The 12,096-nt window shown below is 61.3% G+C and carries 10 protein-coding genes; 6 read left to right on the top strand and 4 right to left on the bottom strand.

What is annotated here, in order from left to right:
- Positions 1-19 precede the first annotated feature (19 nt).
- Entirely contained in the window at positions 20-736 is a 717-nt protein-coding gene (locus tag ASD02_RS22615; protein ID WP_057220057.1) for a transcriptional regulator NanR, read from the bottom strand.
- Positions 737-886: 150 nt separating this feature from the next.
- Between ASD02_RS22615 and oiaX the strand changes: the two genes are divergently transcribed.
- Both oiaX and ASD02_RS22605 read left to right on the top strand, forming a co-directional pair.
- On the top strand, positions 887-2,143 hold the full coding sequence (oiaX, locus tag ASD02_RS22610) for a 3-oxo-isoapionate-4-phosphate decarboxylase OiaX (RefSeq protein WP_057216965.1): 1,257 nt from the start codon (positions 887-889) through the stop codon (positions 2,141-2,143).
- Positions 2,144-2,146: 3 nt separating this feature from the next.
- Positions 2,147-3,448 (top strand): four-carbon acid sugar kinase family protein, encoded by a 1,302-nt coding sequence (locus ASD02_RS22605; RefSeq protein WP_057216967.1) that lies wholly within the window; start codon positions 2,147-2,149, stop codon positions 3,446-3,448.
- A 299-nt stretch (positions 3,449-3,747) separates the two neighbouring features.
- Here the strand turns inward: ASD02_RS22605 and ASD02_RS22600 are convergent, their stop codons facing one another.
- From ASD02_RS22600 to ASD02_RS22590, 3 genes are all read right to left on the bottom strand, one after another.
- Positions 3,748-5,193, bottom strand: coding sequence for a sulfatase-like hydrolase/transferase (locus tag ASD02_RS22600; RefSeq protein ID WP_057220056.1), 1,446 nt, complete (start codon positions 5,191-5,193; stop codon positions 3,748-3,750).
- 139 nt (positions 5,194-5,332) lie between these two features.
- Complete coding sequence (locus ASD02_RS22595) at positions 5,333-6,391, bottom strand: LacI family DNA-binding transcriptional regulator (protein ID WP_057220055.1); 1,059 nt, start codon at positions 6,389-6,391, stop codon at positions 5,333-5,335.
- 64 nt (positions 6,392-6,455) lie between these two features.
- A complete protein-coding gene (locus ASD02_RS22590; RefSeq protein WP_057207188.1) occupies positions 6,456-7,646 on the bottom strand; it encodes a glycoside hydrolase family 88 protein in 1,191 nt (396 codons plus the stop codon).
- 237 nt (positions 7,647-7,883) lie between these two features.
- Between ASD02_RS22590 and ASD02_RS22585 the strand changes: the two genes are divergently transcribed.
- Genes ASD02_RS22585 through ASD02_RS22570 form a run of 4 tightly spaced genes read left to right on the top strand, consistent with a single transcriptional unit; the run spans position 7,884 to position 12,063 of the window.
- Positions 7,884-8,726 (top strand): sugar ABC transporter permease, encoded by an 843-nt coding sequence (locus ASD02_RS22585; RefSeq protein ID WP_225906239.1) that lies wholly within the window; start codon positions 7,884-7,886, stop codon positions 8,724-8,726.
- 37 nt (positions 8,727-8,763) lie between these two features.
- Positions 8,764-9,612 carry a carbohydrate ABC transporter permease gene (locus ASD02_RS22580; protein WP_057207328.1) on the top strand — a complete coding sequence of 283 codons (849 nt, stop codon included), beginning with the start codon at positions 8,764-8,766 and terminating at the stop codon, positions 9,610-9,612.
- A 47-nt stretch (positions 9,613-9,659) separates the two neighbouring features.
- Positions 9,660-10,742 (top strand): sn-glycerol-3-phosphate ABC transporter ATP-binding protein UgpC, encoded by a 1,083-nt coding sequence (ugpC, locus tag ASD02_RS22575; RefSeq protein WP_057207189.1) that lies wholly within the window; start codon positions 9,660-9,662, stop codon positions 10,740-10,742.
- Between the two features lie 34 nt (positions 10,743-10,776).
- Positions 10,777-12,063 (top strand): sugar ABC transporter substrate-binding protein, encoded by a 1,287-nt coding sequence (locus ASD02_RS22570; RefSeq protein ID WP_057220054.1) that lies wholly within the window; start codon positions 10,777-10,779, stop codon positions 12,061-12,063.
- Positions 12,064-12,096: the final 33 nt, after the last annotated feature.

The following is a 12,096-nucleotide window of genomic DNA, read 5'->3' as shown; positions in this document are numbered from 1 at the left end:
ATACCAACCTACGTTGATACTACTTCTGGCTCTTGAGGGCATAGAGTGCGCGGGAGCGCTCCAGGTGTTTTACCATCGCCTGTTCGGCAAAATCGGCGTCACCCTTTTCGATCGCGCGGATGATTTCCGCGTGTTCTGCAAGTGTGAAGTCCTCGCGGCCCGTCCATATGAGCATTTCCGTATGGTAGGACTTCAGCCATCCCAGCATCGCGCCGCTGACGGCCGCAAAGATCGGGTTGCCCGAAATCCGGGCGATCGCGTGGTGGAATTCCATGTCGGCATCGATGAAGGCATCCGCATCGCCGAGACTCTGTTTCTGCTTTTCGAGCAGCCCGCGCAGTTCGGCGATCTGTGCCGGGCTTACCTTGGCTGCCGCCTCGCGGACCATGCCGCGCTCGAAGAAGATGCGGGCGCTCTTGAGGTGTTCCAGCGAGTCCGAAGAGCCGGAAAGCATCAGCTTTGCCGGCAGATCGACCTGCCGGAAGATGGATTCCGCGGTTATGCGCAAAACTTTGGCGCGCTCGCCTTGGGAAATCTCGACGAGGCCCTTGCCGGCGAGCGCCTGCATCGCTTCGCGGATGGCCGGGCGCCCGACGCCGTAGCGTTCCATCAGTTCGCGTTCGGACGGCATGTCGTCGCCGGCCTTCAGCTCGCCGGTCTCGATCATGAGCTTCAGTCGCGAAAACACTTCATCGGAGAGTTTCTTGCGGACGATCGGTTCGGAAACAACGTTCATGAGTCACCTGGTTTCGACAGGTTTGATTATGCATCAAGTTCCCATGCTGCAACAGGTTTCGCCGCAGCCGGCTTGCAATAACATAAATACTCATTATACCAGTTTGTAGCCGTTAACAAGCGTGCCGCACGGGATGCGGGAGGAGAGAACGTGATCCGTCTGACCTATCGGATAGAGACGCCCGGATCTGTAGAAGCGATGGCGTCGAAGATCGCCAGCGACCAGTCGACAGGCACCTTCGTGGCGTTGCCGGGGGAGACGGAAGAGCTGAAGGCGCGCGTGGCGGCGCGCGTCGTCGCCGTCCGTCCGCTGCCGCCCACGCACCAGGCCTCCTTCTCTGACGAAGCGGGTGGCGCCAAACAGTTCAACCGTGCGGATGTCGACATCGACTTCCCGATGGACGCGGTGGGCACGGATCTCTCCGCGCTGATGACCATCGCCATCGGCGGCGTGTTTTCCATCAAAGGGCTCACAGGTATCCGTATCGTCGATATGAAGCTGCCGCGGGAATTTGCGGCGGCCCATCTCGGGCCGCAGTTCGGCGTGGCGGGAAGCTTCGCGTTGACCGGTGTGAAGCATCGCCCGATCATCGGCACCATCGTCAAGCCGGCGCTCGGCCTCAGGCCGCATGAAACAGCTGATATGGTCGGCGAGTTGATCGAGGCGGGCGTCGATTTCATCAAGGACGACGAGAAGCTGATGAGCCCGGCCTATTCGCCGCTGAAGGATCGTGTCGCGGCGATCATGCCGAAAATCCTCGCCCACGAGCAGAAGACCGGCAAGAAGGTCATGTACGCCTTCGGCATCAGTCACGCCGACCCCGACGAGATGATGCGCAACCACGATATGGTCCTTGAGGCCGGCGGCAATTGCGCCGTGGTCAACATCAATTCGATCGGTTTTGGTGGTCTCGCCTTCCTGCGCAAGCGCTCTAGCCTCGTGCTGCATGCCCACCGCAATGGTTGGGATATCCTCACGCGCCATGCCGGCCTCGGCTTCGAGTTTTCCGTCTGGCAGCAGTTCTGGCGCCTGCTCGGCATCGACCAATTCCAGATCAACGGCATCCGCGTGAAATACTGGGAGCCGGACGAAAGTTTCGTACAATCCTACAAGGCCATCAGCACGCCGTTGTTTTCGGAAGACGACAGGGCGCTGCCGGTGGTCTGCTCGGGCCAGTGGGGCGGGCAGGCGCCCGATACGATCGCGGCGACCGGTGGATCGACAGCGCTTCTCTACCTCTGCGGCGGCGGCATCGTCAGCCATCCGGGCGGGCCGGGAGCGGGCGTGAAGGCGGTCAAGCAGGCATGGGAGGCGGCGGTCGCGGGCGTGCCGCTGGACGCTTACGCGCAGGATCATCCGGAACTCGCGCAATCCATCGAGAAATTTGCCGATGGCAAGGCGGCCTGAGCCATGACACGACCGCTGATCAGCTATTATGGCGACGACTTCACCGGCTCAACCGACGTCATGGAGGCGCTCGCCTCGAACGGTGTCGAAACGGTGCTTTTCCTGAAAGTGCCGGACGCGGACCTGTTGTCGCGCTTCGACGGCGCGCGCGCCTTCGGCCTTGCCGGCACGAGCCGCAGCGAAACGCCTGAGTGGATGGACGTGCACCTTCGCGAAGCCTTCGGCTGGCTGAAGACGCTCGACGCCGAACTCTGCCACTATAAGGTCTGCTCGACCTTCGATTCCGCGCCGCATGTCGGCAATATCGGCCGGGCGATCGAGATCGGCCGCACGGTCTTCGGCGAAGCGACCGTGCCACTCATCGTCGGCGCGCCCCAGATCCGCCGATATACGGCCTTCGGAGAGCTCTTCGCCGCCTATCAAGGCCGCAACTACCGCATCGATCGTCATCCGGTCATGTCGCGCCATCCGGTCACGCCGATGGACGAGTCCAATCTGCTGATGCATCTCGCGCGCCAGACAAAGCTCTCTTCGGCACTCATCGATAATGTCGCGCTGCTGGGCCGGTCGGCGCTTGAAGACGCCGACATCCTGCTCATCGACGTGCTCGACGCGTTGACCCAGGCCGCCGCCGGTGCCTTGGTCTGGAACGCGCTGCATCCCAGAAGCGGCTTCATTTGCGGATCCTCCGGTGTCGAATATGCCTTGATCCCCGCATGGCGGAACGAGGGTCTGATCGGCGACAAACCTGTCTTTGCCGAGGCCGGTCCGGTGGATCGCATCGCGGTCGTGTCCGGCAGCGTTTCTCCCACCACGGAGCGGCAAATTCGCCATGCGCTCGCAAACGGTTTTGGCGGCGTCACGCTTGATCCTCTTGCACTTTCCGGCGACGAGGCCGGAGCTGCAATTGCCGTGGCGATCGAAGCCGGCCTCAAGGTGCTGGAAGGCGGCGACAGTGTCGTGCTTTACACGGCGCTTGGTCCATCTGCCGATCGGGGCGGCGAACTCGATTCATCGACAGGCGCTCGTCATCGCCTCGGCCGCGCGCTCGGCCAAATTCAGTCGGCGCTTGTCCAGCGCGCCGGGATCTCGCGCGCCGTGGTGGCCGGCGGCGATACGTCAAGCCACGCGCTCGGTCAGATGGGCATTTTGGCACTGACGCTAAAGATGCCCCTGCCGCAGACGCCGGGCTCGCCGCTTTGCATCGCTCATGGCGGTGCGGTGGATGGCTTGCAGATCGCGCTGAAGGGCGGGCAGGTTGGCGGCGACGACTATTTTTCCATGATCAGAGCGGGCAAAGTATAACTCGGGCGGTGAGCGGCACACCAACGTTAGGCTGGAAATAAAGAGATAGAGCGTTTCCGCGCCTCCGTTTAACGCAGACGTGCGACTGGGCCGCCCGGGCGAGCTGCCGGATCATTCTTCGAAATGCTCATATTCGAAGGTCGACCTTCAGCCAGCGGACAGCGCCGGCATGATCTCCAAGATGAGATCGGGTGCGCTTGATCGGCGAAGATGTCGGTAAACCTCAGAGCGACGACTTGTTCGCTGTGGCGGCCTCGAAGCTGTCCACCAGTAGCCGTAGGGCGGGTAATGACCGGAGCTTAAGGGAAGGCCAAGGCTTTCCTGCGCAGTATGAACTGCTGGAGCGCATCAGGGCCAAGCGCGATGTGGTCTCCTGTTAGCCGCATGTGCTCGGTCAGTTTGGAAAACAAGTATGCGGCCAGATCTTCGCGCTCCACGACCAGGTTGGTCGTTTCCTGCGGGTCGCTTGCCAGCGCGTAAAGCTCAAAGAAGACCTCGTCCTTGAAGATGTCGACGATGAGCTTGTGCGATTGGTGGATGATACACCGCGAGAAGTTGCCCAGGGCGCCATTGCCGTCGAACTGAACAAAGATATCCTTATGCTCGCAAGGCGTCCCGGCGTTGATCGACGGCATCAGGGAGCGGCCGGGAAGGTCTTTGGGTTTCTCGACGTTCACGATGTCGCAAATCGTTGGCAAGACGTCGATGTGACTGACCGCTTGGTCGCAGACCCCGATGCCGGCCATGGGCGCCGGCATCTTGAACAGGAGAGGTGTGCGGATCGCCTCCTCGTACATGCACATCTTCTGCCAGAGGCGATGCGAGCCGAGCATCTCGCCATGATCGCTCGTAAACACGATCAGTGTTTCGTCGTAAATGCCTTCAGCCTTCAGCTTGGAAACGATCGCTCCGATGCAATGGTCGAGAAGAGCCACCAGCCCGGCATAGACGCGCCAAATCTCTTTCCAATCGTCGCGGCTGTAACGGGTGCCGAGGAAGCCGGGTAGATTGTAGAGCTGCAGCGGACTTTGGCCGGAGAACCATTGGCCGACATTGTCAGGCGGCTCGACCTCTCGCGCCAACGAATACCACGGCTCGGGCACATCGAAGGGGGGATGCGGCGCCAGGAACATGGCGCTCAGGAAAAGTGGCCGCGATCTGTCGCGGTTCTCGATGGCGCCGAGCGACGATTGCAGGATATAGCCGTCGAAGAAGCTGTCGAACCCCGGCTCATAGCAGCCGGTCGCCGGCGTCGAATAGTCTCCGACCGAGGTAACGGTGCCTGAAGTCAGTTCCGGAACGATGCCGCGGAAGCGTTGGCCTCCAGGTGGACGGTGCCCCCTCGCATCGAGAAACGCGCCGTAATTCTCTTCAAGTGCATGCCACCTGACCGCCGTGCCTTCGCGCATCTCGAGCGGTGGCTGGTACATCAGATGCTGCTTTCCCGCGTGCCATCCGTCCCAATCGGCAGACAGCAGTCCGTACAGGTTGGCGAAGTCGTCACCTATGAAGCCATGCTGTTTGTCCACCTCGACCCAGGGGTTGATCAGACAACCGGTCGAATTGGGATATCGCCCGGTGAAAAACGCGCCGCGCGAGGGAACACAGAGCGGGGAAGCGCAATAGGCGTTCGGGAAAAGGCAACTGTCGGCCAGAAGCGCCTGCAGATGCGGCATGTAGGATGTGCCGATGAAATCGTAGCGAAGCTGGTCGGCCATGATGACGACGACGTTCGGTTTCTTCATGGATTATCCTCGCTAAGCCAAGGAAAAAAGGCAGCGCAATGCGTTCGCCGTGGCAGCCCGGTCAGTCAGACATCGGCGGTGGCATGCCGTCTGCAAGGGGTGAGCAGGCGTCGGTGAAGGCCTGTAGGTTTCGTCGTCGTCAGCGGGCGGGACGTTCCCTGGGCGGACCGACGGTCGCCCTTTCGATCAGTTTGACGCCCATGTTGACGCGCGTGATGCTTTCTTCGGCGTTGGCTATTCGCTTCATCAGGAGTTGAACGCCGATCCGGCCGAGCTCGATGCGATCGATGCTGATCGTCGTCAGCGGCGGCCGGCTGTGCATGGCAATCGCTACGTCGTCGAGCCCGATGATCGAATAGTCGTCGGGCACCGAAAGCCCCTGGCTCTGAAGCGCCTGCATGACGCCGAGCGCCACCACGTCCATGCTGCAGAAAAGCGCCGTTGCCTTGTCCAGCCTGCCGCTCTCGAGCGCTTGGCGCGTGGCCAATTGCGCCTGGGTTTCCAGGAAACCCATCTTGCCGAGATCAATGAGGTGCTTGTCCGGATCGAAGACAATTCCAGCTTCCTCCAGCGCCAGGCGAAATCCTTCAAGGCGACGCTGCATGGACAGTCGCCGTGGCAGCGTCACATGCATGATGTCTCGGTGCCCGGCCTCCAGCAGGCGGCGCGTCGCTAGCCAGCCCGCCGACCAGTTGTCGGGCAGAACACTGTCCATGCGCATCGAACGATCCATGCCGTTTATCAGAACGGTCGGCACACCACTTGCGGCGAGCCGGTCGATCGCGGCCCGGTCGTCCAGGCCGACCGCGATGACTGTGCTCGGCTCCGCGCCACGCAGGTATTCGTCGATCTCCGCGGTGTTCTGTTTGGTGTCGAGCGTCAGCAGCTGCACGTCGACTTTCAGCGAATGCGCCGCTGCCTCGTCCAGTGCGCCGCGGATCACATCCTCGTAGAACTGCGACCCGGAGTAGTACTCGGCCGGCACGATCAACGCGGTGCTTCCGATGCCAGCCTTGTGAAGCGATCGGGCGTTGCGCCCGAGGTAGCCGAGTTCTTCGGCAAGAGCCAAAATCTTCTTGCGGCTCTCACCGCTGACGCCGCCGCGATTGTTCAGCACCTTCGACACGGATGCGACCGAAACGCCGGCTGCATCGGCGATGTCGCGCAGTGTCAGTGTGGCGAGTTGATCATCGGTCATTGGAAACCCACTCCATCAGATTCCTGCGCTTTTTGGGAGTCGCAGCGACTGGCATTTTGTCTGCTTACCAGAAGAATTGTGTATGCCCGAGCGACCGCATCAAGGCCTCCATGAAATAGTAGTCTCCATAGGGAAGCATGGTGTCGGAATAGCCTGATCCGACATGGGCCGCGCCATGGGCGAGAAGGCCGAGTGCCGTTGGATCTTCGGTCAGGTCGCAGGTGTCGAGCAAGCCAGCGATCAAGCGGTCGGCAAACCCGCGCCAGGCTTGAGCCTCGTCGACGTCGCACTGGTCGGCGAGCATGTAGATGCCGGCTGCCATGATGGCGCCGGCCGAACTGTCGCGCGGCGCGTTCTTCGGGTTGGGGACGTCATAGTCCCACACGGGCACGAGGTCGCTGCCCATCAGCTGCTCGGCCTTGGCGGCGAGCCTGCGGGCCGCATCCAGATAGGTCCTGTTGCCGGTGACGCGCGCGCATTGCGCAAAACCGTGGATCAGCCAGGCCTGGCCGCGTGACCAGCATGATCCGTCGGCATGGCCCTGGTGGGTTTCTCCGCGCAGTGCCTCGCCGGTGCTCGGGTCGAACAGGAAGGTGTGGAAGCTGGTATCGTCGTCGCGCACCAGATGTTTCAATGTGGTGTCGGCATGGCCGTCGGCGGCCTCGCGAAAGTCGGCGCGTCCGGTTTCGCCGTAGGCCCAGTAGAGGAGGGCGAGGTTCTGCATCGTATCGGCGATGATCCGCCCGTTGGCGAAATCTGCGCGCATGGAGCCATGCGCCGGTTGCGCGTTCCACGCCTGAAGATAGCGCCCCTCCGGTCGGTACCGGCCGAGCAGCAGATTGGCGGCTTCAAGAGCGAGCGCGCGCGGCTCCTTCTCGCCGGTCATCAGCCATTCGGCGACGCAGCTGAGCGAGAACTGGAAGCCAAGATCATGGTCCTGAGCGCGGCGATGCGCCAGAATGCCCCGAAAGATCGAGCGGCGGGCGCGCGCTGCGTTCAGGAATGTCGGATCTCCTGTTAGCTGCGAGGCAAGCCATAATTGGCCGGCATGAAAGCTCACGACCCAGTCGTAGGGGCTGCAATAGGCCCAGCTATTGTCGCTCAAGCCGATCTTCGGGTTGCGAATGCCGATGATCGGCATGGTCGTGCGCAATTTTTCGATGCTGCGTACGAGCGCTGCCTGGTGGCGATCAACATGAGAGGTGGCGGCTGCCGGCACGGAGGCTGCAAAGTAGCTACTGGTTTCGATTTTCATGTGAGTGCTCCTGAGTGTGGAAATCTTTTTGCTCATTACGCAATTTTCGTCAATAGCGAAACTTTCGCTTGACGAAGAATGTTTTCGGTTTCATTCTTATGTCTAGTCTGGGCGTCCTTCGTGACGTCCACGGCGCCGATAAGGGAGGGTGAGGGAATGTCCATTACGGACGCATCGAATGCAGGGCCGCCTCTGAGCGTGCGACTGCGCAGCCAGTTGGGCGGCTACGGCTTCCTGATGCCCTGGCTGCTGGGGTTTGTCGTGCTGACCTTGGGGCCGGCCGTTTCGTCGTTCTATCTCTCGCTCACCGACTTCGGCCTGATGGGGCCGGCCAACTGGGTCGGCGCCGAGAACTATGTGCGGATTGCCAGCGACGACCCCCGTTTCTGGACGGCGATGCGGGTGACTTTCACATTCGTTCTCCTGTCGGTTCCTCTCAAGCTGATGTTCGCGTTGGCGATCGCCGTGGCGCTGAACAAGGGGCTGCGCGGCCTGACGGTCTTTCGGGCGATCTTCTATCTTCCGTCGCTGGTCGGCGGCAGCGTTGCGATCGCGGTGCTCTGGCGGCAGGTGTTTGCCGGCGACGGGGTGCTGAACCAGGTTCTGGCGGCGCTTTTCGGCTACGAAGGCCCGAGCTGGATCTCGAACCCGTCCACGTCGCTCTACACCCTGGTTCTGCTCGCGGCCTGGCAGTTCGGCTCGTCGATGATCATCTTTCTCGCCGGTCTGCGCCAGATCCCGCAGGATATGTATGAGGCTGCCAGCATCGACGGGGCAAGCCGCTCCCGCCAGTTCTTCAAGATCACGCTGCCGCTTTTGACGCCGGTGATCTTTTTCAATGCGGTGATCCTGACGATCGACGCGTTCAAGGCTTTCACCTCGGCTTTCGTCGTCAGCGACGGCAGCGGTGGTCCGATCGATACGACGCTGTTCTACACGCTCTACCTCTACCAGGAAGCCTTCACCAACTTCCGTTTCGGATACGCATCAGCCCTTGCCTGGGTGCTGGTGGTCATCATCGCCATTTTCACGACGCTGTCCTTCATGTCGGCCAAATATTGGGTGCACTACGATGACTGATACCGTCTACGCGTCGAACGTCGTCGAGGCAGCTGCCATGCCCGACGGAGCCAAATCCTCGCCGCTGAAGCGGGCGTTGGTCTACGCGCTCCTGACCGCCGTGAGCTTCATCATGCTCTATCCGTTGCTGTGGATGGTCTCGAGCTCCTTCAAGCCAGAAAACGAGATCTTCGCGACGACATCGCTAATACCGCAGGAGTTTACGCTCGATGCCTACCGACGCGGTTGGAATGGCCTGAGCGTCAGCTTCGGCCACCTGTTCCTCAACTCGCTGCTGATCTCGGTCCTGGTCGTCATCGGCAACCTGATATCGTGCTCGATGGCCGCCTATGCCTTCACGCGGCTGCAGTTCAAGGGACGCGGGTTCTGGTTCGCGCTCATGCTCGGAACCCTGATGATGCCGCAGCATGCGGTGCTGATCCCGCAATATCTGATGTTTCTCAAGTTCGGCTGGGTCAACACGATCATGCCGCTTGTCGTGCCGAAGTTCTTCGCCATCGATGCCTTCTTCATCTTCCTGATGGTTCAGTTCTTCCGCGGCATCCCGCGCGAACTCGACGAGGCGGCCATCATGGACGGCGCCGGGCCGTTGCGCATCTTCCTCAAGGTGATCCTGCCGCTTTCGACGCCTGTCCTGGCGACCGCCGCAGTCTTCTCCTTCATCTGGACCTGGGACGATTTCTTCGCGCCGCTGATCTATCTGAACGACATCGAGAAATACACGGCCCAGCTTGGCCTTCGAACCTTCGTCGATGCCACGGCGCAATCGGATTGGGGCGCTCTGCTTGCGATGTCGACTTTGACCGTATTGCCGATCTTCATCCTCTTCCTCCTGTTCCAGCGGCTGCTGATCGAAGGCATCGCGACGACGGGCATGAAGCGGTAGTGCCGCGAACAAAAACCACAGAACAAGCAATAGGAAAGGGGAGCCCCATGACGACGCTCGCTTTGAAGCAAGTCCAGAAGCGCTACGGTGCCGTCGAGGTCATCCGCGGCGTCGACCTCCAGATCGGCAGCGGCGAGTTCGTCGTTTTCGTCGGCCCGTCGGGGTGCGGCAAGTCCACGCTCTTGCGCATGATTGCCGGGCTGGAGCCCATCTCCGGCGGCGAGCTGGCGATTGGCGGCGCCAGGATGAATGAGAAGGCAGCCTCCGAGCGCGGCATCGCCATGGTCTTTCAGTCCTATGCCCTCTATCCGCATATGAGTGTCTACAAGAACATGTCGTTCGGCCTTGAAACCATGCGCATGCCAAAGCCCGAGATCGATCAGCGGGTGCGCAAGGCCGCCGAAATCCTGCAGATCACGCAGCTGCTCGAACGCAAGCCAAAGCAGCTGTCGGGCGGCCAGCGTCAACGCGTCGCCATCGGCCGCGCCATCGTGCGTGATCCGAAAATCTTCCTGTTCGACGAACCCTTGTCCAACTTGGATGCCGAGCTTCGCGTGCAGACCCGTGTCGAGATTGCAAAGCTCCACGCCGATATCGGCGCCACGATGATCTACGTCACCCATGACCAGGTCGAAGCCATGACACTGGCTGACCGGATCGTCGTGCTACGCGCCGGCCGGATCGAGCAGCAGGGAACGCCGCTCGAAATCTACAACAGGCCGGTCAACCGCTTTGTCGCCGGCTTCATCGGTTCGCCCAAGATGAATTTCCTGGATGTTTCCGTGGTGGGGCGCCGCGACGACGGTGTTGTCATCGGTCTTGCCGGTGCCGATGTCGCGGTGCCGCTGGTCGAGAGAGCCGAGATCGGGGCGACCCTCAGTCTTGGCGTTCGCCCGGAGCATATCAGGGCCAACAGCGCGGGCGGCATCCATCTGGGGACATTGACGATCACCCATATCGAGCATCTCGGCGGCCAGACCATCGTCTATGGGCGTCTGCCCGACAAGCAGGCGCTCATCGTCGCCATGGAAGGCCAGACACTGCTTGGCACGGGCGAAACGCTGAGCGTCAGCATCGCGCCGGAACATTGCCATCTCTTCGACGCCGAAGGGCGCAGGCTTGCCGACTAGGCTCAGGCAAAAACGGAACCAAAGGGAGGAATTCATGATCAATCGACGCGAACTTCTACGCAACGGCCTGCTGCTCGGCGGAGCGGCTGCATTTTCGCAGCTTCCGCTGCGGACCGCATTTGCCGACAGCGCCACGATGCGGCTCTACTGGTGGGGCACGCCTGCGCGCGCCGAGCGCACCCTTGGCGTCGCCCGGCTGTTTGAAGCCGCCAATCCGGATGTCAAGATCAACGGCGAAGTCGGCGGCAACGACTATTGGTCGAAACTGACGACGATGCTTGTTGGCGGCAATGCCCCTGATATTTTCCAGCTCGAGCCTGGCCGATTTGCCGACTATGCGCGCCGTAACACCACGCTTCCGCTCAACGATTTCCTCGGCAAGTCCATTCGCACCGACAAGCTCGCGCCGGGTGTGCTGGAGCTTGGAACCGTTGACGGCAAGGTGGCGGGCATGCCGCTGTCGCTCAACGCGTTCGCATTGTTCTATGACACGGAAGCCTTCAAGCAGGCCGGGCTCAATCCGCCGGGGGCCGCGACCACGTGGGACGAGTTCGCCAAACTTTGTGTCGAACTGACCAAGGCGATCGACCGCAAGAACGTTTGGGCGGTCGGCAACGCATCACGTTACACCTATGCCTTTGATGCATTCTTGAACCAGCGCGGCAAGCGATTGTACGGCGAGGACGGCAAGATCGGTTTCGATGTCAACGATGCCAAAGACTGGTATGGCTACTGGGAGAGCCTCGCCAAGAACGGCGGCTGCGTGTCGGCCGAAGTTCAGTCGATGGACCAGATCCAGGTCGATTCAAACCCGCTGGCAACCGGCAAGGCCGCTATGGCCATCGCGTTTTCGAACCAGCTTCTCGGCTACCAGTCGGCGATGAAGAACCCGCTAGGGATCACCACCTTGCCGGTGACGGATCCATCAGGACCGTCCGGCCTGTTCTACCGGCCGGGTCTGCATTTCGGCATTGCAAGCACCTGCGAAAATCCGGAACTTGCTGCCCGGTTCATTGACTTCTTCGTCAACGATATGGCTGCCGGCAAGGTTCTCGGCGTCGAGCGCGGCGTTCCCGTCAACACCGACGTCAAGGGCGCGGTCGTTCCGCTGATCGACGACGTGTCGAAACGGACGGTCGACTACATCTCGTCGATTGCCGGCCGGGTCGGCGCCTATCCTCCGCCAGTGCCGGTCGGCGCCTCCGAATTCGACACACGCGCCTTCCGGCCGCTGGCAGACAAGGTGGCCTTTGGCCAAGTGACGCCCGCAGAAGCGGCTGATCAGTTGGTTGGGGAAGGCGGCCGAATTCTCAAGGGCTGATCGTCTCGCGACGATAGTGGCCGCTTCGCTTGT

This window comes from Ensifer sp. Root1252, from assembly GCF_001425885.1.
GTDB lineage: Bacteria > Pseudomonadota > Alphaproteobacteria > Rhizobiales > Rhizobiaceae > Ensifer > Ensifer canadensis.
This window is presented reverse-complemented; position numbering and strand designations above follow the sequence as displayed.

What these genes read in the sequence shown, in the direction of transcription:
- ASD02_RS22600 (WP_057220056.1), bottom strand. Translation starts at nt 5,193, where the DNA reads ATGAAGAAACCGAACGTCGTCGTCATCATGGCCGACCAGCTTCGCTAC.
- ASD02_RS22585 (WP_225906239.1), top strand. Translation starts at nt 7,884, where the DNA reads ATGCCCTGGCTGCTGGGGTTTGTCGTGCTGACCTTGGGGCCGGCCGTT.
- ASD02_RS22580 (WP_057207328.1), top strand. Translation starts at nt 8,764, where the DNA reads ATGCCCGACGGAGCCAAATCCTCGCCGCTGAAGCGGGCGTTGGTCTAC.
- ASD02_RS22570 (WP_057220054.1), top strand. Translation starts at nt 10,777, where the DNA reads ATGATCAATCGACGCGAACTTCTACGCAACGGCCTGCTGCTCGGCGGA.
- ASD02_RS22605 (WP_057216967.1), top strand. Translation starts at nt 2,147, where the DNA reads ATGACACGACCGCTGATCAGCTATTATGGCGACGACTTCACCGGCTCA.
- ugpC (WP_057207189.1), top strand. Translation starts at nt 9,660, where the DNA reads ATGACGACGCTCGCTTTGAAGCAAGTCCAGAAGCGCTACGGTGCCGTC.
- ASD02_RS22590 (WP_057207188.1), bottom strand. Translation starts at nt 7,646, where the DNA reads ATGAAAATCGAAACCAGTAGCTACTTTGCAGCCTCCGTGCCGGCAGCC.
- ASD02_RS22595 (WP_057220055.1), bottom strand. Translation starts at nt 6,391, where the DNA reads ATGACCGATGATCAACTCGCCACACTGACACTGCGCGACATCGCCGAT.
- ASD02_RS22615 (WP_057220057.1), bottom strand. Translation starts at nt 736, where the DNA reads ATGAACGTTGTTTCCGAACCGATCGTCCGCAAGAAACTCTCCGATGAA.